Genomic DNA, 20,079 nt, shown 5'->3' on the forward strand with positions numbered 1-20,079 from the left:
GACGGCGAACCGTGGCACGCGATACGTGCCGAACCCTATGGGATTCGGTTTGCGGGCACCACAACCCGCGCACCCTCCGCTTACGCTCACGGCCCGGCTCCGGGGCCGATGCGGCACACTGGACGTTTGGCCGGTGAGGTCGGCCGCAGGGAAAGGGTGCCCGCGTGAATGGTCCGCTGATCGTCCAGTCCGACAAGACACTGCTGCTCGAGGTCGACCACGAGCAGGCCGACGAGTGCCGTCGGGCCATCGCCGCGTTCGCGGAGCTGGAGCGGGCGCCGGAGCACATCCACACCTACCGGGTGACCCCGCTGGGCCTGTGGAACGCGCGCGCGGCCGGGCACGACGCCGAGCAGGTGGTCGACGCGCTGGTGCAGTACAGCCGGTATCCGGTGCCGCACGCCCTGCTCGTGGATGTCGCCGAGACGATGGACCGCTACGGCCGGCTCACGCTCAGCAAGGATCCCGCGCACGGGCTGGTGCTGACGACCACCGACCGGCCGGTGCTGGAGGAGGTGCTGCGGTCCAAGCGGATCGCGCCGCTGGTCGGCGCCCGCATCGACCCGGACACCGTCGCCGTGCACCCCTCCGAGCGCGGACAGATCAAGCAGACCCTGCTGAAGCTGGGCTGGCCGGCCGAGGACCTCGCCGGGTACGTGGACGGCGAGGCGCACCCGATCGGGCTCGCCGAGGACGGCTGGGCCCTCAGGCCGTACCAGAAGCAGGCCGTGGAGAACTTCTGGCACGGCGGGAGCGGCGTCGTCGTGCTGCCGTGCGGGGCCGGCAAGACGCTGGTCGGCGCGGGCGCGATGGCGCAGGCGCAGTCGACGACGCTCATCCTCGTCACCAACACCGTCTCGGCCCGGCAGTGGAAGCACGAGCTGGTGAAGCGGACCTCGCTGACCGAGGACGAGATCGGTGAGTACAGCGGGACGCGCAAGGAGATCCGGCCGGTCACCATCGCGACGTACCAGGTGCTGACGACGAAGCGGAAGGGGATCTATCCCCATCTGGAGCTCTTCGACTCCCGGGACTGGGGTCTGATCGTCTACGACGAGGTGCATCTGCTGCCCGCGCCGGTGTTCAAGTTCACCGCGGATCTGCAGGCGCGGCGGCGGCTGGGGCTGACGGCGACCCTGGTGCGTGAGGACGGCCGGGAGTCGGACGTGTTCTCGCTGATCGGCCCCAAGCGGTTCGACGCTCCGTGGAAGGAGATCGAGGCCCAGGGGTACATCGCTCCGGCCGACTGCGTGGAGGTACGGGTCAACCTCACCGACTCCGAGCGGCTGGCGTACGCCACGGCCGAGCAGGAGGAGAAGTACCGCTTCTGTGCGACGACCGCGACCAAGCGGAAGGTGACGGAGGCGCTGGTGCGCCGGTTCGCCGGTCAGCAGATCCTCGTCATCGGCCAGTACATCGACCAGCTCGACGAGCTGGGCGAGCACCTGAACGCGCCCGTGATCAAGGGCGAGACCTCCAACGCGCAGCGCGAGAGGCTCTTCGACGCGTTCCGGGAGGGCGAGATCAGCGTGCTCGTCGTTTCAAAGGTGGCGAACTTCTCGATCGACCTGCCGGAGGCGACGGTCGCCATCCAGGTGTCGGGGACCTTCGGATCCCGGCAGGAGGAGGCGCAGCGGCTCGGCCGGGTCCTGCGTCCCAAGGCCGACGGACACCAGGCGCACTTCTACTCGGTCGTCGCCCGCGACACCATCGACCAGGATTTCGCCGCCCACCGCCAGCGCTTCCTGGCGGAACAGGGCTACGCATACCGAATCGTGGACGCGGACGAACTCCTGCAGCCCGAGGAGGGCTGACCGTCACCGCGGATCGTGCGTCACTTGCGGCGTACGCCCGCTTCCTCGCCGTATTCGCCGAGGATGACGACGTCGAAGGCGGCGCCCGCGAAGACGCGGATCGCGCGCAGGGCGCTGCCCAGGCGGTGGGTGGGGTGGGCTCCGGAGAGCGGGGTCGCACCGGACGGGCGACCGGGGGCTGGGTTGATGGTCGCTGCACTCATGTCTCCATGGTGGCTCTTCGTGCATAAAGGGGGCATCGGCCCAAGGTCCCCATTCGCTGTGCTACCTGGGTACGCCTTGCGGGTGAGGCATCCGCCGGGGGATGGAGGGGTGATCCCCTAGGGGGCCGAGGGCCCGAGGGGTACGGCGGCTTCCGGCGCCGGAAATTCATTGGCGGCGGCGCGCACCGCTCACCTAGAATCTCCGCTCTTGCCCGCCTCCCTCGACGGAGCGCCGCCGCCCGGACGGAAACCGGTCGGCACATCGCAGCAGCAGTCACCCGGCCCGCGGCACCTTCGGAGGCACCCCCTTGTCCACGTCCGTCGACGACCCCCTCTCCCGCGAACGCGCCCACCTCGCCGACTCCCGCGCCGCGTTGCGTGCCATGCGCGAGGACGTCGAGTCGCTGGACATCCGCGACGTCACCGCGAACTGGGTCAACGCCGAGGTCCTGGCCCGCCAGATCGACGAGCGGATCAAGGCGCTGGCCGACCTCAGCGACACCCCGCTGTTCTTCGGCCGCCTCGACTACCTGCACTCCCCCGGCGCCGAGCAGGCCGAGGGGGCGGACGGGGAACGCTTCTACATCGGGCGCCGGCACGTGCACGACCACGACGGCGACCCCATGGTCATCGACTGGCGGGCGCCGGTCTCGCAGCCGTTCTACCGGGCGTCCAAGAAGGACCCGATGGACATCGCGCTGCGCCGCCGCTTCGGCTACACGCGCGGCGACATCACGGCCTACGAGGATGAGCACCTCTCCGACCCCGCCGAGGCGGCCCGCACCAGCAAGCTGCTCCAGCAGGAGATCGAGCGTCCGCGCGTGGGCCCGATGCGGGACATCGTCGCCACCATCCAGCCCGAACAGGACGAGATCGTCCGCAGCGGGCTCGGCGGGACGGTCTGCGTCCAGGGAGGCCCCGGGACCGGGAAGACGGCGGTCGGCCTGCACCGGGTCGCCTATCTCCTCTACGCCCACCGGGAGCGGCTCGCCCGCACCGGCACGCTCGTCATCGGGCCGAACCGCTCCTTCCTGCACTACATCGAGCAAGTGCTGCCCGCCCTGGGCGAGTTGACCGTCCAGCAGGCGACCGTGGACGACCTGGTGGCACACGTCGAGATCACGGGCCGCGACGACGCGGCGGCCGCGGTCGTCAAGGGCGACGCGAGGATGGCGGAGGTGCTGCGGCGGGCCGTCTACGCGCACGTGACCATGCCCACCGAGCCGGTCGTCGTCGTGCGCGGCGCACGCCGCTGGCGCGTCCCGGCGTACGAACTCGAGGACATCGTGCGGGAGTTGCTGGAGCGCGGCATCCGTTACGGCGCCGCCCGCGAGGCCCTGCCGCAGCGCATCGCGCACGCCGTGCTGGTGCAGATGGAGCGGTCGGGCGAGGCGCCGGACGACCGGGTGCAGGACGCGGTGGCGCGCAACACGGCGGTGAAGACGGCCGTGAAGGAGATCTGGCCGCCGGTCGACCCGGCGAAACTGGTCCTGCGCCTGCTCGCGGACGCGGACTTCCTCGCCGCACACGCGGAGGGGATCCTCACCGAGGAGGAGCAGAAGAAGATCCTGTGGGAGAAGCCCGCGCGGTCGGTGAAATCCGCCAAGTGGTCGGCGGCGGACGCGGTGTTGATCGACGAGGCCACGGACGTCGTCCAGCGCACGCACTCCCTCGGGCACGTGGTCCTGGACGAGGCGCAGGACCTCTCCCCCATGCAGTACCGGGCCGTCGGCCGCCGCTGCACCACCGGCTCGGCGACCGTCCTCGGCGACCTCGCGCAGGGCACGACCCCGTGGGCGACGCGGAGCTGGGACGAGGCCCTCACCCACCTCGGCAAGTCCGACGGCGTGATCGAGGAGCTGACCGCCGGTTTCCGCGTCCCGACGGACGTCATCACCTACGCCTCCCGTCTCCTCCCGCACATCGCCCCCGGCCTCACCCCGGTCGCCTCGGTCCGCGAGAACCCGGGTTTCTTCGCGCTGCGGGAGATCACCGGTACGGCCGAAGTCGTCGCCGCCTGCGAGGAGTTGCTCGCCCACGAGGGCTCCACGGGCCTGATCGCCGCGGACGCCCGGGTACCGGCGCTGGCCGAAGCGCTGACGGCCGCGGGCATCGGCCATCTGGCCCCCGGCGAGGAGACCACGGCCGAGACCCGTCTCACCCTGGTCCCGGCCTCCCTCGCGAAGGGCCTGGAGTACGACTACGTGGTCCTCGACGAGCCGCGGGCGGTGGTGGACGGCGAGCCGGACGAGCGCACGGGTCTGCGCCGCCTGTACGTGGCCCTCACCCGGGCGGTGTCCGGGCTGATCGTCACCCACGCGGCGCCCCTGCCGGCCCAGCTGGCCGGCTGAGGCCGCCGGGGCCGGGTCAGGGAGCGGCCGCGGCGACGCAGAACTCGTTGCCCTCCGGGTCGGCCATCACGACGTGGTGGCCGTCGACCTCCGTGAGCACTTCGCCGCCCGCCTCGACCAGACGCCAGGCCTCCGCCCGGATCCGCGCCCACCGTTCCTCGGCACCGCCGTGTCCCGGCACCCTGATGTCGATGTGGAGCCGGTTCTTCGCCGTCTTGGGCTCGGGCACCCTCAGAAGGGACAGACGGGGGCCGACGCCGTCGGGATCGCACAGCCACGCGGCGTCGTCCTCGTCGTCCTCGGGCAGGTCGAACTGGGCGAGCCACTCCTCGCGGGTCGCGAAGGGCGGGGGCGGCGGCTCGTCGACATAGCCCAGGGCGGTCTTCCAGAACGCGGCGAGGAGCTGGGCGTCCGCGCAGTCAAGCGTCAGATCGATTCTGGCTGCCATGACAGGACCGTACTGCGCGCCTCTGACACAGCGGCTACGGACGCGCGAGCTCCGCGTCCCTGGGCAGGTCCACCGAGCTGCGCCACTCCCGCACCGCCCGCGCCGACACCGGCGCCTCCCAGCCGCCCGGTCGCGCCGCCCCGCCGATGTGGAAGGCGTCGACGCCGGCGGCCAGCAACCGCGGCAGATGCTCCAGGCGCAGGCCTCCGCCGACCATGACCCGCTGCTCGTATCCGGGCTCGCCCTGCCGGGCCGCCTCGGCGAGGAGGGTGGGCAGGCCGTCGTCCACCCCGGTGGGCGAGCCGGCCGTCAGATAGGTGTCCAGTCCCGGCAGCCCGTCCAGCTGCTTGCGCAGGGCGTCCCGGTCGGCGGCGCGGTCGATCGCCCGGTGGAAGGTCCACGGGCAGCCGTCCAGCTCGCCCACGACCCGCTCGACCGCGCCCAGGTCGACACCCCCGTCCGCGTCCAGGAACCCGAGGACGAACTCCTCGGCGCCCGCGTCCCGCATCTGGCGTGCTGTCCGGGCCACCCGGCCGGCGTCCCCCGCCGCGAAGCCGTCCGTCAGTCGGAGCATCACCCGCAGCGAGATGTCGACGGCGGAGCGGATCGCTGTGACGGTGGCGGCCGACGGGGTGAGGCCGTCGGCCGCCATGTCGGTGACCAGTTCGAGGCGGTCCGCGCCTCCGGCCTGGGCGGCGACCGCGTCCTCGACGTCGAGGGCGATCACCTCCAGGACTGCACGCTTGCTCATGGGACCCCATTCTTCGGTTGGGCGGGTGGCACGACCCTCACACAGGTCTAGTCCAATTCAAAGACTACGCCCCTGCCCCCGCCCGCACGACGACGCCTCTCAGCCGAAGATGTTCAGCTCGCCCGCCTCCACCCCGGCCAGCTCGAAGTCCAGCCCCTCGACCGGACGCCCCGCGTACAGCCGTACGAGGGTGGCGGCGTCCCCGATGAACCGCGCCGGCGTCCGCTCACCGCTCGCCTCGCCGAGCCGCAGCGGCTCGTCGAGGTCGGCGTGCAGCGGGACGTGGGCCTTCTCCCGGGTGACGCGGGCGAGGAGGGCGAGGGCGTCCGGAAGGCCGGGGCCCCCGTACGCGCCGGGCTCGCCGAGCACGTCCCGTACGTCCCCCGCGTGCACCCACTCCCCGAGCGCCACCATGTCCAGCACCCCGCCGGCCTTGGCGATCACCGGCCCCGCCTCGGTCATCCCGCGCTCCAGCTCGTCGACGACCTGCTGGTTCGTCCAGTCGGCGCGCTCGGCGATGTCCCGGTCGTTCGACTCGGGCGAGAAGACGCCCTTCTCGAAGCGGGTCTCCACCACCCGGCTCAGCGCGGAGGAACAGTGCGCGAGCACGTCCCGCACGCTCCAGCCGGGACACGCGGGCGTGGGCAGGGCGAAGTCGGCGTCGGGACGGGAGCGGAGCAGCGGTATCAGGGCGTCCCGTTCGAGGATCAGCAGGCGTCCGGGCAGGTCGGGGTCGCGTACCTCAGCAGAAGTCATGACCTCCACGCTAGGGGTGGGGGCGCCGGTCACGGGAGAATGGCCGCATGGCCGATCTCGACGCCCTGCGCAGCCACTGGACCCACGCCCTGGAGGGAGCCCGCGGTGCGTCCGCGGGTCCCGACCCCGCGCCGTACGCCGACAACCTGCTGGCCCGCTGGCAGGAGCCGCAGCGGCGGTACCACACGCTCGCCCACCTCACCGCGGTTCTGGACCACATCGACGTACTGGAGAAGTACGCGGACGACCCGGACGTGGTGCGGCTCGCGGCGTGGTTCCACGACGCCGTCTACCTGCCCGACCGCTCCGAGAACGAGGAACGCTCCGCCCGGCTGGCCGAGCGCGCGCTGCCGGAGGCAGGGGTGCCGGAGGAGAAGACGGCGGAGGTCGCCCGCCTGGTCCGGCTCACCGTCACCCACGATCCCGCCGACGACGACCGCGACGGGCAGGTGCTGTGCGACGCCGATCTCGCGGTCCTCGCCTCGCCCCCGTCCGCGTACGCCGCCTACACGACCGCCGTCCGGGAGGAGTACCACTTCGTGCCGAATGACGCCTTCCGCGAGGGACGTTCGCAGATCCTGCGTCAACTCCTCGATCTGCCGAGGCTGTTCCGCACACCGTACGGGCAGGCGGAGTGGGAGGCGACGGCCCGCTACAACCTCGCCGCCGAGCTGGAAATGCTGTCGCTCGGCGAGGGCGGCGAGTCGTAGCCTGCGGGCATGCGAAACGTGGGCGGGGAGTACGTGACCGAGGCCGTCGCCGGCTGTGTGGAGACGCTGCGGCCGGCCGTGGCGCGCGACTGGACGCAGCTGCGGGCCGCCGGGCTCGAGTGGAGCGTGCACGAGACGGCGTTCCACATCGCGGAGGACCTCGTCGCCTACGCCGCCAACCTCGCCGGACTCGCCCAGGACGACTACGTCCCCTTCGAGATCAGGCTCGACGACGGCACCGACAACTCAGGCCTGCTGCACGTCATCGAGGCCACCGGTGCCCTGCTCTCCGCCGCCGTGCGCACCGCGCCCCGGGAGGCCCGCGCCTTCCACCCGTACCCCTTCCGCAGCGCGGGCCGCGAGGGGTTCGCGGCGATGGGCATCGCGGAGGTGCTCCTGCACACGCACGACATCGCGGGCGCCCTGGGTCTGCCGTACGAACCCGCGCAGCACCTTCCGGAGTTCGTCCTGACCCGGATCTTCCCGCACGTGCAGCCCGGCCCCACCCCCTGGGAGACCCTGCTGTGGGCCACCGGCCGCGGTGAGCTGCCCGGCCGTGCGCGGCTCACCGAGTGGCGCTGGAACAACAACCTCGTCCACACCACCGAGCGCCTCACCCTCCAGGGCATCACGCCCGCCGCCGCCCGGGATCTGGTCATGGGCGGCGACGGCGGGTTCCTGTGGCTGGAGGGCGGCCCCTTCGAAGGCACCCGGGAGGCCGCGAGCTTCCTGCTCAAGGCGTACGAAGGGGGCCTGCACCGCCCGGAGTTCGGCGTCTTCGCCCTCGTCCGCAAGGAGGACGGCCAGGCGATCGGCGGCATGGGCTTCCACGGCGTACCCGACGAGGACGGACGCGTGGAGATCGGCTACGACCTGGTCGAGGGCGCCCGCGGCAACGGCTACGCGACCGAGGCCCTGGAGGCGCTCAGGGCCTGGGCGTTCGCCCGCGAGGACGTCACCTCCCTGTTCGCCACCGTCGACCGCGACAACATGCCGTCCCAGGCGGTCGTCACCCGCGCCGGCTTCCGCAGGGTCAGCGAGGACGAGGACGGCCTCCTCGCCTACGAACTCCCGCGCTGAACCCGCCCCTTGCGCCGCCGCAGCCCGGCACCGCACAGCAGTCGCACCACCTCGCGACTGCTGACCTCCACCGCGCCCGCCGCCACCACCTCCGCGTACCGGTGGGAGGGGATGTCGTAGTGGTCGCGTTCGAAGGCACGGCGGGGGACGCCCAGCGCGTCCGCGAACAGCCGTAGTTCGTCGTAGGAGACGTCGCTGATGAGGTGCGACCACATGCGGCCGTGGCCGGGCCAGTTCGGCGGGTCGATGTAGAGCGTCACGACGGGCGCGTCCCGCCGGGCGCCGAGCCCAGTGCGCCCACCGCCGCGACCTTCACGCCCGCCTTGTGGCAGACCCAGTGCGGATCGGGTCCCAACTCCGGCTCCACCTCCAGCGCGTGCGGGTCGCCGGAGCCGCAGACCGGGCACAGCGGCCAGCGGCCGTGCGTCTCCAGCAGGGCGTCCTGGACGTCCTGCGCGACCAGCCCGGCGACATAGGGCGCGCCCTCCGGCCACTGCTCCACCCACCAGCGCCGCTGGACGACGGACTCCTCGACCATGGAGACCACGTCCGGCGCGGCCACCTCGCCCGCGGCGAGGTCGCTGAGCACGAGGGCGCGTGCCGCGTGCAACGCCTGCTCCAGGGGGCTGACGGGGGTGCCCGAGGGATCATCCATGCCTCCATTGTGCGCACTCTTGACCGCGACCCCGGGCCGAAAATATCTTTCAGGAGTGACCCATGACGTGAAGGAAATTTTCGCCGCCCGGGGCGCGGGGACATCCGCCCCGCCCGCCCCCGCCGCGCTCGCCGCGAAGGTGCGCACCCTCGCCCCCTCCATGACCCGCTCCATGCAGCGCGTCGCCGAGGCGGTCGCGAGCGACCCGGCGGGCTGCGCGGCCCTCACGGTCACCGGACTCGCCGAACTCACCGGCACGAGCGAGGCGACGGTCGTCCGCACCGCCCGGCTGCTCGGCTATCCCGGGTACCGGGATCTGCGCCTCGCCCTCGCGGGGCTCGCCGCCCAGCAGCAGTCGGGGCGAGCGCCCGCCATCACCACCGACATAGCGGTCGACGACCCGATCGCGGACGTGGTCGCCAAACTCGCCTACGACGAGCAGCAGACGCTCGCCGACACGGCGGCCGGGCTGGACACCGTGCAGTTGGGGGCGGCGGTGGCTGCCGCGACGGCGGCCCGCCGGATCGACGTCTACGGGGTGGGGGCCTCGGGGCTCGTCGCGCAGGACCTGGTGCAGAAGCTGCTGCGGATCGGGCTGATAGCCCACGCGCACAGCGATCCGCACCTCGCGGTGACCAACGCCGTGCAGCTGCGCGGAGGTGACGTGGCCATCGCGATCACGCACTCCGGCTCCACGGGGGACGTCATCGAGCCACTGCGCGTGGCCTTCGAGCACGGGGCGACGACGGTGGCGATCACCGGGCGCCCCGACGGGCCGGTCGCCCAGTACGCCGACCACGTGCTGACCACGTCCACCGCCCGGGAGAGCGAGCTGCGGCCGGCGGCGATGTCCTCCCGGACCAGTCAACTGCTGGTCGTGGACTGTCTGTTCGTGGGGGTGGCGCAGCGCACTTACGAGACGGCGGCGCCCGCGCTGGCCTCCTCCTACGAGGCGCTCGCCCACCGGCACCGGCGGTAGCCCCTCCCGACTTCAGCTCAGGAACTCGCACTTCACGAAAGAGCCGCCCCCATGACCTCCACCTCCAACCCACGTGATCTCCGCGCCGAGTTGGAATCGCTGACCACCGAGGCCTTCCGTCCGGATCTCGCCGACATCGACCGGCTGCCCACCCTCGACATCGCCCGGCTGATGAACGGAGAGGACACGAGCGTCCCCGCGGCCGTGGCCGAGCGGCTGCCCGAGATCGCCGCCGCCATCGACGCGATCGCCGAGCGGATGGGCCGGGGCGGGCGGCTGGTCTACGCCGGGGCCGGGACCGCCGGGCGGCTCGGCGTGCTGGACGCCTCCGAGTGCCCACCGACCTTCAACACCCGGCCCGAGCAGGTCGTGGGGCTCGTCGCCGGCGGACCGGCCGCGATGGTCACGTCCGTGGAGGGCGCCGAGGACTCCGCCGAACTCGCCCGCACCGACCTGGACACCCTCGCCCTCACCCCGGCCGACACCGTCGTCGGCGTCTCCGCGTCCGGGCGCACGCCCTACGCGATCGCCGCCGTGGAGCACGCGCGTGCCCTGGGCGCGCTCACCGTGGGCCTGGCCTGCAACGCCGACAGCGCGCTCGCGGCGGCCGCCGAGCACGGCATCGAGGTCGTCGTCGGCCCGGAGCTGCTGACCGGCTCCACCCGTCTGAAGGCCGGCACGGCGCAGAAGCTGGTGCTGAACATGCTGTCGACGATCACGATGATCCGGCTCGGCAAGACGTACGGGAACCTGATGGTCGACGTCCGCGCCTCCAACGACAAGCTGCGGGCCCGTTCTCGCCGTATCGTCGCCCTCGCCACCGGCGCCGCGGACGACGAGATCGAGCGGGCCCTCGCGGCCTCCGACGGCGAGGTGAAGAACGCGATCCTCACCGTGCTGACCGGTGTCGACGGCCCGACGGCTGCCCGCCTTCTGGAGGAGTCCGGCGGCCATCTGCGTGCCGCGCTGGCGGCGGCACCCCGCTGACCAGCACGCTCGGGGAGTGCCGACCTCACAGGACCACCTCGCCGCCGCCCTCCTCCCCCTCGTCGGCGGCCCCGCGAACGTCACCTCCGTCGCCCACTGCATGACCCGGCTGCGCCCCGGTCTCACCGACCAGTCGCACGTCGACGAGGAGGCACTGCGGGCCGTACCGGGGGTGCCGACGCACCCGCCGCGGCCGTGACGCTCATCCGCGCCAGAGAAGCGAATAGCGCCAGAACAACCGCCGCCGAAGCCGGACGCCGGGGAGGATACGGCCTGCCTCTCGGGCGATCTCGGTGAAGGTGACAGCGGCGGGGCGGGTGATGGCGGTCATGGAGGCGGGCCGGGGAGCGGGACGGCCGCCGTTCTTCACCCAACCGACGAGCAGGTTGAGAGGAACGGAGACGAGACCGGGGAGATGATCGGCAAGGGCCTCCTCCCGAGCGAGCCCGACGACCACGAGTGTGCCCCCGGGCGCGAGGTGCCGCCGGAAGCGGGTGAGGGTCTCCGCGAGCGGGAGATGGTGAAGGACGGCGACGCAGGTGATGACGTCGTAGGGGCCGGGGGGAATCCCGACGGAGGCGTCGGCGACGGTGAACGTGACGGCGTCGCCCGGCTCGCTCAGCTCCCGCGCCCTGGCGACGATCGCCGGATCCGAGTCGATGCCGTACACCTCCGCCGCCCTCCTCGCCAGCAGCCGCGCCAGATCGCCGCTACCGCATCCGACGTCCAGGGCACGGCCGAAGCGGCGGGGCAGTTGGCGCAGCAGCCAGGGGTGGTAGTGGGCGTTGTGGTCCCAGGGGTGCATGGCGTTGAACCGGGCGAGGGCGTCGAGGACGCGGGGTGGGAAGATCTTCACGGCCCGAAGTCAACAGGACCACCACCCCCCCTCCGGCTGAAGCAGACTGATACGCATGAACCACGCCCAGCTCACCGCCCTAGGTCGTGCTCTTCGTGTTCTCGGCGAGCATGGGGAGGCACTCGGTGCCGACACGCCCGATGCCAAGCTGCACGAGGTCAAGGCCGACCTCCGGCGTGCTCTGGATCTGCTCGACGAGAGCGTGGCCGGTGCCGCGCCCGCCACCCGGTGCCCCGAGCACCCCACCGGCCCCGTCGACGAGAGCGCGCCCGACCTCTGCCTGCTCTGCGAGACCCGGCGCCGGGCGGCCCGCCGCGCCGAGTTCAACGGCGGCCCCCTGCCCCAGACGCCGACCGAGACCGTCCCCTCCCGCTACGGCGTCAGCGCCGACCGCCCCCAGCCCCAGCAGCGCTGGCTGCCGGAGGCGTGGAACGGGCAGGCGTGGCAGCTGTGCGGCACCCCGAGGCGGGACCGGCGCGAGGCCGAGCTGTATCTCGCCGCCCAGCGTCGCGGGCCGCGCCCCGCCATGGCGTACCGGCTCGTGCACGAGTTCACCGACTACGAGGTGCTGCGGGTGTGGGGCACCCCGGTGCACGTCGACATCGAGCCGCTGGGGAACCTCTAGGGGCGCAGCAGGGGGAGCGCTCCGAACTCGTACCCTTCCCAGAGCCGTCGTGACGTCTCCTCGGGGTAGGCCCGCACCTCCGGTTTGACGTCGAGGACCTGGACCGGACGGCCCTCGTCCTCGTACGCCGGCCAGCCCGGGTCGCCGGTCCGCGCGAACGCCGTCCACGCCTGCCGGAACCGCGCCGACAGCTCCTCCGCCTCGGCCGGAACCCCGCTCCCCGCGAACAGCAGGGCCCCCAGGTCCGCCTCGAACGTGCCGAACAGCAACGGGATGTCCAGCCCGTGGCAGGCGCCGAGCACACCCCCGGCACCCGGCGCCGGCCACGTCAGCTCGTACATGTGCGCCCGTCCCCCGCCCGCGACCTGCGCCTGGGCCAGCCGCAGGCTCGGCATCCCGAACAGCCAGTCCGTGTGCACCCGTTCGAACAGCTCGACGGGCGTCGCGTCCGGGAAGGCGGCACGGTACGACCGCTCGCCCTCCGCCCCTCCCGGCGCGAAGGTCCGCAGCGCCCAACTCGCCTGTTCCTCACCGATCTTGTCGAGCATCCCGCCCATGACGAGGAACAGCCGGTACTCGTCCCGGTTGTGCCCGACGAGCAGCTCCACGTCCCGTGCCGCGCCGTCCGCCAGCGCCCGCCACGGAGTCGTGGGCAGCACCTCCCCGTCCACCACCGGCGAGAAGGGCGTCAGCGTCGGCGCCACCTGCCCCCAACGCCCCTGGTACGCCCGCATCCTGGCCCCCAACGCCTCACCCGGGACGGTGAGTTGCCGGGGATCGAGGGTCGCCAGATCGGCGACGGTCGGTCGCAGACCCGCCTCCGCCGCGATCTCCGAGGCGATGTCCCGGGCCAGTTCGGCGGAGAAGTACGTCCCCGGCACACTCTGCGCGACCGCCCGCCGGAACAGCCCCCGCGCCCTCGGCATCGCCAGCAGCGCCGCCACGGACCCGGCCCCCGCCGACTCCCCGAAGACGGTGACCTGCCCGGGGTCACCGCCGAACGCCGTGATGTTGTCCCGCACCCACTCCAGCGCGGCGACCTGGTCGAGCAGCCCCCGGTTGGCGGGCGCCCCCTCGATCTGCGCGAACCCCTCGACGCCGACACGGTAGTTGAGGGTGACGACGACCAGGTCGCCGTCGACTGCGATGCGCCGGGCGTCGTAGCCGGGGCTGCCGGCGTGGCCGAGCTTGTAGGCGCCGCCGTAGATCCACACCATGACCGGGCGGCGGGCGGCGGGGTCCGCCTCCGGCGTCCAGACGTTCACGGTCAGCCAGTCGTCGCCCTCGGGCACGTCGAGCACGGCCGTACGCCCCTGGAACCCGGACTCCTGCGGGGGCGGCGGACCGAAGGCGTACGCCTCACGCGTCCCCTCCCACGCCCGCACGGGGCGCGGCGCACCGAACCGGCCCTCCCCCACCGGCGGTTCGGCGAACGGGATCCCCCGGAAGACCGTCAGCCCGCCCTCCTCCCGTCCGCGCACGGCACCGGCCACGGTGCTCACGACCAGACCCTCGGCTGTCGTCATCGTCGGCTCCTCACACAGGGGACGGGCAACACGGCTCGGCCACCCACTCAAACCCAAGGAGCTTGCTTGAATCAACCAACGCGCACCATCAGGCCGCCCCCGGCCTCCACATCGTCGTCACCACCTGGCCGCCGGGGAGGGTGATTCGGTCCCGGGCGGTGAAGCCGACGCTCTCGTACCGCTTGAGATTGGCGGGATTGGTCGACTCCAGGTAGGCGGGCGCGCCCAACTCGTCGATGCGGGCGAGGCTTTCGGACAGCAGGCCCATCCCGAGGCCCTTGCCCCGGTGATCGGTGTGGGTGCCGAGGATGGTGAGGTAGAAGAACGGCTCGGCCGGGTGCGCCTCCTCGAACAGCTCCCCGACCTCCATGATCCCCCGGGCGGTGACGGGGTCGGTGGCCTCGGCCAACCGCCCCTCCAGACCATCCACTTCGTCCTGCGTCAGCTCGACACCGCCCGGCGGGATCCACAGGGCGGCGGCCTCGACGTCGGGGGTCACCAGGGTCCAGGGGTAGCGCAGGGCGGAGGTGGCGTAGATCCGCCACATCACCGCCGCCTGCTCCGCCCGCCGCCCCTCGTCGGGGAAGGCCGGGCCCCACACGGGGTCATGGAGGAAGGCGGAGGTGAAGGCGGCGACGATGCCGTCGACGTCGGAGGGCGTGGCGGAGCGGGCGAAGGTCATGCGGTCATCCTGTACCCGTGCGGGGGCGCGATCCCAGGTCCGCTGTTCAAGGTCCCAGGCTCCGGGTCCCTGTTTCTGGTCCCAGGGACGCCCGCCCCACCGGATCGCCCCCGGCGTCAGCTCAGCGAGCGCAGCGCCGTCGCCTCGTAGGGGCGGAGCTCCTCGAAGCGGCCGGCCAGCACCTTCGCCGCCCACTCGGGGTCCTGAAGCAGCGCCCGGCCGACGGCGACCAGGTCGTACTCCTCGCGCTCCAGGCTGTCCAGCAGGTCGTCGATGCCGCGGACCGGCGAGCCCTCGCCCGCGAAGCCGCGGAGGAAGTCCCCGTCGAGACCGACCGAGCCCACCGTGATCGCCGGCTTGCCGGTCAGCTTCTTCGTCCACCCGGCCAGGTTGAGGTCGGCGCCCTCGAACTCGGGCAGCCAGTAACGGCGCGTGGACGCGTGGAACGCGTCGACCCCGGCCGCGGCCAGCGGCGCGAGCACCGCCTCCAGCTCCTCCGGCGTCTCGGCGAGCCGAGCGTCGTAGTTGTCCGACTTCCACTGCGAGTACCGGAAGATGACCGGGAACTCCGGCGAGACCGTCTCCCGTACGGCCGCGACGATCTCCGCCGCGAACTTCGTACGGGCGACCCGGTCACCGCCGTACGCGTCGCCACGCCGGTTCGTGCCCGCCCACAGGAACTGGTCGATCAGGTAGCCGTGCGCGCCGTGCAGCTCCACGCCGTCGAACCCGATGCGCTCCGCCGCGGCCGCGCCCTCGGCGAACGCGCCGATGACGTCGTCGATGTCGCGCTGGGTCATCGCGGCGCCCTTGCCCTCGGTGCCGTCGAGGCGGATGCCGGACGGACCGACGGCGGGCGCGTCGGCGTACGGCGCCTGACCCTGCTCGCGCACCATGCCGATGTGCCACAGCTGCGGCACGATCGTGCCGCCCGCCGCGTGCACCGCCTCGGCGACCTTCTGCCAGCCCGCGAGCTGCTCCTCACCGTGGAAGCGCGGGACGCGGTCGCTCTGCCCGGCCGACCGGTGGCCGACGTAGGTGCCTTCGGTGACGATCAGACCGACCCCGGCGGCGGCCCGGCGGGAGTAGTACGACGCGACGTCCTCGCCGGGGACTCCGCCCGGGGAGAACTGGCGGGTCATCGGCGCCATCACGATGCGGTTGGGGAGGGTCAGGCCGTTGATCGCGGTGGGCCGGGACAGGATCTCGGCGGCGCGGGAGGTGGTGGCGGTCACGCGGGGAAACTCCTCGGTATGTGCATACGCATACGGGCTGTTCAAGCGTCAACCGCCCCACGTGTCACGGCATTTCCGGCTGCCCTGTGACCCCGGACACGCCGAAGGGCGGCACCCCCTGCCGGAGCAGGAAGTGCCGCCCTCCGTAAGGACGTTGATCAACCGGGACCGAGGCCCCGAGGTCGATCAGAAGTCCATGTCACCGCCCGGCATGCCGCCACCGGCGGGCGCGGCGGCCTTCTCCGGCTTGTCGGCGATGACGGCCTCGGTGGTGAGGAAGAGCGCGGCGATGGAGGCGGCGTTCTGCAGGGCAGAGCGGGTCACCTTCGCCGGGTCGATGATGCCTTCCTTGACCAGGTCGACGTACTCGCCGGTCGCGGCGTTGAGGCCGTGACCCGGGGTGAGGTTGCGGACCTTCTCCACCACGACGCCGCCCTCGAGGCCGGCGTTGACGGCGATCTGCTTCAGCGGCGCCTCGAGCGCGATGCGCACGGCGTTGGCGCCGGTCGCCTCGTCACCCTCGAGCTCCAGCTTCTCGAAGACCTGGGAGGCCTGCAGCAGGGCCACGCCACCACCGGCGACGATGCCCTCCTCGACGGCGGCCTTCGCGTTGCGGACGGCGTCCTCGATGCGGTGCTTGCGCTCCTTGAGCTCCACCTCGGTGGCGGCACCGGCCTTGATGACCGCGACACCGCCGGCGAGCTTCGCCAGGCGCTCCTGCAGCTTCTCGCGGTCGTAGTCCGAGTCGCTGTTCTCGATCTCGGCGCGGATCTGGTTCACGCGGCCCGCGACCTGGTCGCTGGCGCCGGCACCGTCGACGATGGTGGTCTCGTCCTTGGTGATGACCACCTTGCGGGCCTTGCCCAGCAGGTCGAGGGTGGCGTTCTCCAGCTTGAGGCCGACCTCCTCGGAGATGACCTCGCCGCCCGTGAGGATGGCGATGTCGCCGAGCATGGCCTTGCGGCGGTCGCCGAAGCCCGGGGCCTTGACGGCGACGGACTTGAAGGTGCCGCGGATCTTGTTGACGACCAGGGTCGACAGGGCCTCGCCCTCGACGTCCTCGGCGATGATCAGCAGCGGCTTGCCCGACTGCATGACCTTCTCGAGCAGCGGGAGCAGGTCCTTGACGGAGCCGATCTTGGAGTTGGCGATCAGGATGTACGGGTCGTCGAGCGATGCCTCCATCCGCTCCATGTCGGTGGCGAAGTACGCCGAGATGTAGCCCTTGTCGAAGCGCATACCCTCGGTGAGCTCCAGCTCCAGACCGAAGGTCTGGGACTCCTCGACGGTGATGACGCCTTCCTTGCCGACCTTGTCCATGGCCTCGGCGATCAGCTCGCCGATCTGGGTGTCGGCGGCGGAGATGGAGGCCGTGGAGGCGATCTGCTCCTTGGTCTCGACGTCCTTCGCCTGCTCGAGCAGGGCACCGGAGACGGCCTCGACGGCCTTCTCGATACCGCGCTTGAGGGCCATCGGGTTGGCGCCGGCGGCTACGTTGCGCAGGCCCTCCTTGACCAGGGCCTGGGCGAGCACGGTCGCGGTGGTCGTACCGTCACCGGCGACGTCGTCCGTCTTCTTGGCGACTTCCTTGACCAGCTCGGCGCCGATCTTCTCGTACGGGTCCTCGAGCTCGATCTCCTTGGCGATGGAGACACCATCGTTGGTGATCGTGGGGGCGCCCCACTTCTTCTCGAGGACGACGTTGCGGCCCTTGGGGCCGAGCGTCACCTTCACGGCGTCCGCGAGCTGGTTCATGCCGCGCTCGAGGCCGCGCCGCGCCTCCTCGTCGAACGCGATGATCTTGGCCATGTGAAGTGGTCCCTCCAGGACTGGGGGTGATTCCTTCGGACCGCGCCCGCGCCCGCGACGGACGGCTCGCCGACCCGTGGGTTCCTTGCCCCACCCGGCCTGCGGGCCTCACCGACCCGGTCCTTCTTTGTCACTCTCACCTTCAGAGTGCTAACGCCAATGATTAGCACTCGCCCCTGCCGAGTGCAAGCGCCTCCCGGGTACTGGGCAGGTCTCGCAGGGGATCCGGGGCCACCTGACGCAGACATGCCGAAGGGCCCGTACCCATGACTCCCCATGGGGTACGAGCCCTTCGAAGAAAACAGAAGAACGACGCTGCGATCTACCCGGCGCGTGCTTCAGCTGGTCGCGAGTCGGACCATGTCCGCCTGCGGCCCCTTCTGACCCTGCGAGATCTCGAAATCGACCCGCTGGCCCTCTTCCAGGGTGCGGTACCCGTCCATCTGGATGGCGCTGTAGTGGACGAAAACATCCGCACCACCGTCGACCGCGATGAAGCCGTACCCCTTCTCCGCGTTGAACCACTTGACGGTGCCCTGAGCCATGCCTAACTCCCCTATTACTGGCCCTTGCACAGACCCGCACTTCGCGGGTCCGGGTCAGACCTCACCCCCCACGGTTTGGGGGCGTGCGCCGGAACGCGTCGACCGCGGCTGAATGTATCTGTCCAACTGCCGTCTGCAACAGGTCAATCGGACGAGAATTCTGGACGTCAGGGGTCCGGAATGTAGTGAGAATTCGCCCGAATTCAGGGCAAGTCGGGCCCCATAAAGGGCGCATAAGGCGCAAAAGACGTGCACACTTTGGCTACTTCTCATCGCATCCGGAGGCGGTACTCATATGCGTTCGGCATGCGAGAGGCAGCAGGTTCCCCAACTGTACCGTGCTCAACCATGCAGAATTGCCCCCTCCGTTTCTCTCACGGAGGAGGCAATTCGATGAACACTCGGTAATCACTGTTACCGACGGTAATGGTCGGTCATCCGGTCAGCCGCCGGCGACCGCGGGAATGATCGAGACGCCCGCACCGTCCGGGGTGGCCGTCTCCAGCCCCTGCTCGAACCGCACGTCGTCGTCGTTGACGTACACGTTGACGAACCGCCGCAGCTTGCCCTGGTCGTCGAGGACCCGCGCGGCGATCCCCGTGTGGTTCTTCTCCAGATCGGCGATGACCTCGGCCAGGGTCGCGCCTTCGGCGCTCACCTCGGCCTGACCGCCGGTGTAGGTGCGCAGGATGGTGGGGATGCGGACGTTGACGCTCATGCTGATGACCTCCGGTCGGATGACGGGCTTGGGACTTTCGCAACAGGCCCTAGGCGAGCCCAGCTTCCCGGAAGGACTCCAGGTTCGGGCGAATCGTCGCGGTGAGCCCCGTGCCGGCCACCGCGTCCAAGGTCTTCAGCCCATCGCCGGTGTTGAGGACGACGGTGGTGAGGCCCGGATCCAGCACACCGTCCTCGATCAGCTTCTTCGTCACGCCGACGGTCACCCCACCGGCGGTCTCCGCGAAGATCCCCTCGGTCCGCGCGAGCAACTTGATCGCGTCGACGATCTGCTCGTCGTTCACGTCCTCCACCGCGCCGCCGGTGCGGCGCGCGATGTCCAGGACGTACGGGCCGTCCGCCGGGTTGCCGATGGCCAGCGACTTGGCGATGGTGTTCGGCTTCTGCGGCCGGACCACGTCGTGCCCCGCCTTGTACGCGACGGAGACCGGGCTGCACCCCTCGGCCTGCGCGCCGAAGATCTTGTACGGCTTGTCCTCGACGAGCCCGAGCCTGATCAGCTCCTGCAGCCCCTTGTCGATCTTCGTCAGCTGCGATCCGGAGGCGATCGGCACCACCAGCTGGTCGGGCAGCTTCCAGCCGAGCTGCTCGCAGATCTCGTACGCCAGGGTCTTGGAGCCCTCCGCGTAGTACGGCCGCAGGTTGACGTTGACGAAGCCCCAGCCCTCGCCGGCCGGGTCGCCGATCAGCTCGGAGCAGAAGCGGTTCACGTCGTCGTAGTTGCCCTCGATGCCGACGAGCTCACCGCCGTAGACCGCGGCCATGACGACCTTGCCCTGCTCCAGGTCGTGCGGGATGAACACGCAGGAGCGGAAGCCGGCCCGGGCGGCGGCGGCGCCGACCGCGCCCGCGAGGTTGCCGGTGGAGGAGCAGGAGAGGGTGGTGAAGCCGAAGGCGCGCGCGGCCTCCAGGGCCTGGGCGACGACACGGTCCTTGAAGGAGTGCGTCGGGTTGCCGGAGTCGTCCTTGACGTACAGGCCGCCGGTCACACCCAGCTCGCGCGCGAGGTTGTCGGCCTTGACGAGCTTGGTCCAGCCGGGGTTGATGTTCGGCTTGGTCGCCACGTCCGCCGGGACGGGCAGCAGCGGCGCGTAACGCCAGATGTTCGAAGGTCCCGCTTCGATCCGCTTGCGGAGTTCCTCGGTGTCGTAGGCCGAGAAGTCGTACGCGATCTCGAGCGGGCCGAAACACTCCTCGCAGGCGAAGACCGGGCCGAGCGGTACCCGGTGGCCGCATTCGCGGCAGCTCAGCGCCGCGGCGGGACCGAGGTCGACGGCCCGGGAGTCGGTGGTGCTTGCAACAGTCTGCGCAGCCATGTGAGGCGAGGCC

21 protein-coding genes and 1 pseudogene are annotated in these 20,079 nt (G+C 71.4%); 8 read left to right on the top strand and 14 right to left on the bottom strand.

All coding sequences use genetic code 11. The features are described from left to right. Positions 1-164 precede the first annotated feature (164 nt). Positions 165-1,814: a DNA repair helicase XPB gene (locus ACWCQ1_RS13485; RefSeq protein WP_133045647.1), complete on the top strand. Its 1,650-nt coding sequence runs from the start codon at positions 165-167 to the stop codon at positions 1,812-1,814. 20 nt (positions 1,815-1,834) lie between these two features. Here ACWCQ1_RS13485 and ACWCQ1_RS13490 read toward each other — a convergent pair whose 3' ends face one another. Continuing rightward, complete coding sequence (locus ACWCQ1_RS13490) at positions 1,835-2,017, bottom strand: hypothetical protein (protein WP_207929857.1); 183 nt, start codon at positions 2,015-2,017, stop codon at positions 1,835-1,837. 308 nt (positions 2,018-2,325) lie between these two features. Here ACWCQ1_RS13490 and ACWCQ1_RS13495 point away from each other — a divergent pair, with 308 nt between their 5' ends. Next, complete coding sequence (locus ACWCQ1_RS13495) at positions 2,326-4,368, top strand: HelD family protein (protein WP_358592344.1); 2,043 nt, start codon at positions 2,326-2,328, stop codon at positions 4,366-4,368. Positions 4,369-4,384: 16 nt separating this feature from the next. On the opposite strand, the gene ACWCQ1_RS13500 is transcribed toward ACWCQ1_RS13495, so the two are convergent. From ACWCQ1_RS13500 to ACWCQ1_RS13510, 3 genes are all read right to left on the bottom strand, one after another. Continuing rightward, entirely contained in the window at positions 4,385-4,816 is a 432-nt protein-coding gene (locus ACWCQ1_RS13500) for a VOC family protein (protein ID WP_133045650.1), read from the bottom strand. A 34-nt stretch (positions 4,817-4,850) separates the two neighbouring features. Further along, on the bottom strand, positions 4,851-5,567 hold the full coding sequence (locus ACWCQ1_RS13505; protein WP_451026508.1) for a copper homeostasis protein CutC: 717 nt from the start codon (positions 5,565-5,567) through the stop codon (positions 4,851-4,853). Between the two features lie 99 nt (positions 5,568-5,666). Further along, on the bottom strand, positions 5,667-6,323 hold the full coding sequence (locus tag ACWCQ1_RS13510) for a maleylpyruvate isomerase family mycothiol-dependent enzyme (RefSeq protein ID WP_451026509.1): 657 nt from the start codon (positions 6,321-6,323) through the stop codon (positions 5,667-5,669). Positions 6,324-6,370: 47 nt separating this feature from the next. On the opposite strand from ACWCQ1_RS13510, the gene ACWCQ1_RS13515 reads away from it, so the two are divergent. Beyond that, on the top strand, positions 6,371-7,033 hold the full coding sequence (locus ACWCQ1_RS13515) for an HD domain-containing protein (RefSeq protein WP_451026510.1): 663 nt from the start codon (positions 6,371-6,373) through the stop codon (positions 7,031-7,033). A gap of 9 nt (positions 7,034-7,042) precedes the next feature. Beyond that, positions 7,043-8,113, top strand: a complete 1,071-nt coding sequence (locus tag ACWCQ1_RS13520) for a GNAT family N-acetyltransferase (RefSeq protein ID WP_358592334.1) — start codon at positions 7,043-7,045, stop codon at positions 8,111-8,113. On the opposite strand, the gene ACWCQ1_RS13525 is transcribed toward ACWCQ1_RS13520, so the two are convergent. Together ACWCQ1_RS13525 and ACWCQ1_RS13530 are read right to left on the bottom strand one after the other, a co-directional pair. Beyond that, the gene (locus tag ACWCQ1_RS13525) at positions 8,095-8,373 is read right to left on the bottom strand and encodes a DUF4031 domain-containing protein (protein ID WP_358592331.1); all 279 of its coding nucleotides are present in this window, start codon (positions 8,371-8,373) and stop codon (positions 8,095-8,097) included. The genes ACWCQ1_RS13520 and ACWCQ1_RS13525 overlap by 19 nt on opposite strands. Continuing rightward, positions 8,370-8,768, bottom strand: a complete 399-nt coding sequence (locus tag ACWCQ1_RS13530; protein ID WP_133045656.1) for a hypothetical protein — start codon at positions 8,766-8,768, stop codon at positions 8,370-8,372. Before ACWCQ1_RS13530 ends, ACWCQ1_RS13525 begins: the two co-directional genes overlap by 4 nt. Before the next feature lie 55 nt (positions 8,769-8,823). On the opposite strand from ACWCQ1_RS13530, the gene ACWCQ1_RS13535 reads away from it, so the two are divergent. The 3 genes and pseudogenes from ACWCQ1_RS13535 to ACWCQ1_RS13545 all read left to right on the top strand — a co-directional run. After that, the gene (locus ACWCQ1_RS13535) at positions 8,824-9,747 is read left to right on the top strand and encodes a MurR/RpiR family transcriptional regulator (protein WP_451026511.1); all 924 of its coding nucleotides are present in this window, start codon (positions 8,824-8,826) and stop codon (positions 9,745-9,747) included. A gap of 51 nt (positions 9,748-9,798) precedes the next feature. Next, entirely contained in the window at positions 9,799-10,734 is a 936-nt protein-coding gene (murQ, locus tag ACWCQ1_RS13540; RefSeq protein ID WP_451026512.1) for an N-acetylmuramic acid 6-phosphate etherase, read from the top strand. A 16-nt stretch (positions 10,735-10,750) separates the two neighbouring features. Continuing rightward, positions 10,751-10,909: pseudogene (locus ACWCQ1_RS13545) on the top strand (PTS transporter subunit EIIB); the annotation flags it as partial. 27 nt (positions 10,910-10,936) lie between these two features. Here ACWCQ1_RS13545 and ACWCQ1_RS13550 read toward each other — a convergent pair. Beyond that, on the bottom strand, positions 10,937-11,539 hold the full coding sequence (locus ACWCQ1_RS13550; RefSeq protein ID WP_451026569.1) for a class I SAM-dependent methyltransferase: 603 nt from the start codon (positions 11,537-11,539) through the stop codon (positions 10,937-10,939). 106 nt (positions 11,540-11,645) lie between these two features. Here ACWCQ1_RS13550 and ACWCQ1_RS13555 point away from each other — a divergent pair, with 106 nt between their 5' ends. Then, positions 11,646-12,215 (top strand): hypothetical protein, encoded by a 570-nt coding sequence (locus ACWCQ1_RS13555; protein ID WP_358592324.1) that lies wholly within the window; start codon positions 11,646-11,648, stop codon positions 12,213-12,215. On the opposite strand, the gene ACWCQ1_RS13560 is transcribed toward ACWCQ1_RS13555, so the two are convergent. The 7 genes from ACWCQ1_RS13560 to thrC all read right to left on the bottom strand — a co-directional run bounded on the left by ACWCQ1_RS13560 (position 12,212) and on the right by thrC (position 20,066). Further along, a complete protein-coding gene (locus tag ACWCQ1_RS13560; protein ID WP_358592321.1) occupies positions 12,212-13,741 on the bottom strand; it encodes a carboxylesterase/lipase family protein in 1,530 nt (509 codons plus the stop codon). The genes ACWCQ1_RS13555 and ACWCQ1_RS13560 overlap by 4 nt on opposite strands. An 88-nt stretch (positions 13,742-13,829) precedes the next feature. Next, on the bottom strand, positions 13,830-14,423 hold the full coding sequence (locus ACWCQ1_RS13565) for a GNAT family N-acetyltransferase (RefSeq protein WP_133045661.1): 594 nt from the start codon (positions 14,421-14,423) through the stop codon (positions 13,830-13,832). 116 nt (positions 14,424-14,539) lie between these two features. After that, complete coding sequence (locus tag ACWCQ1_RS13570) at positions 14,540-15,658, bottom strand: NADH:flavin oxidoreductase (protein WP_451026513.1); 1,119 nt, start codon at positions 15,656-15,658, stop codon at positions 14,540-14,542. Between the two features lie 186 nt (positions 15,659-15,844). Next, the gene (gene groL / locus ACWCQ1_RS13575) at positions 15,845-17,467 is read right to left on the bottom strand and encodes a chaperonin GroEL (RefSeq protein WP_358592314.1); all 1,623 of its coding nucleotides are present in this window, start codon (positions 17,465-17,467) and stop codon (positions 15,845-15,847) included. 338 nt (positions 17,468-17,805) lie between these two features. After that, positions 17,806-18,012 (bottom strand): cold-shock protein, encoded by a 207-nt coding sequence (locus ACWCQ1_RS13580; RefSeq protein WP_019057200.1) that lies wholly within the window; start codon positions 18,010-18,012, stop codon positions 17,806-17,808. Positions 18,013-18,454: 442 nt separating this feature from the next. Then, a complete protein-coding gene (locus tag ACWCQ1_RS13585) occupies positions 18,455-18,730 on the bottom strand; it encodes a MoaD/ThiS family protein (protein ID WP_058924632.1) in 276 nt (91 codons plus the stop codon). A gap of 49 nt (positions 18,731-18,779) precedes the next feature. Next, a complete protein-coding gene (gene thrC, locus ACWCQ1_RS13590; protein WP_358592309.1) occupies positions 18,780-20,066 on the bottom strand; it encodes a threonine synthase in 1,287 nt (428 codons plus the stop codon). Positions 20,067-20,079 lie beyond the last annotated feature (13 nt).

It is taken from the genome of Streptomyces sp. NPDC002144 (genome assembly GCF_053593695.1).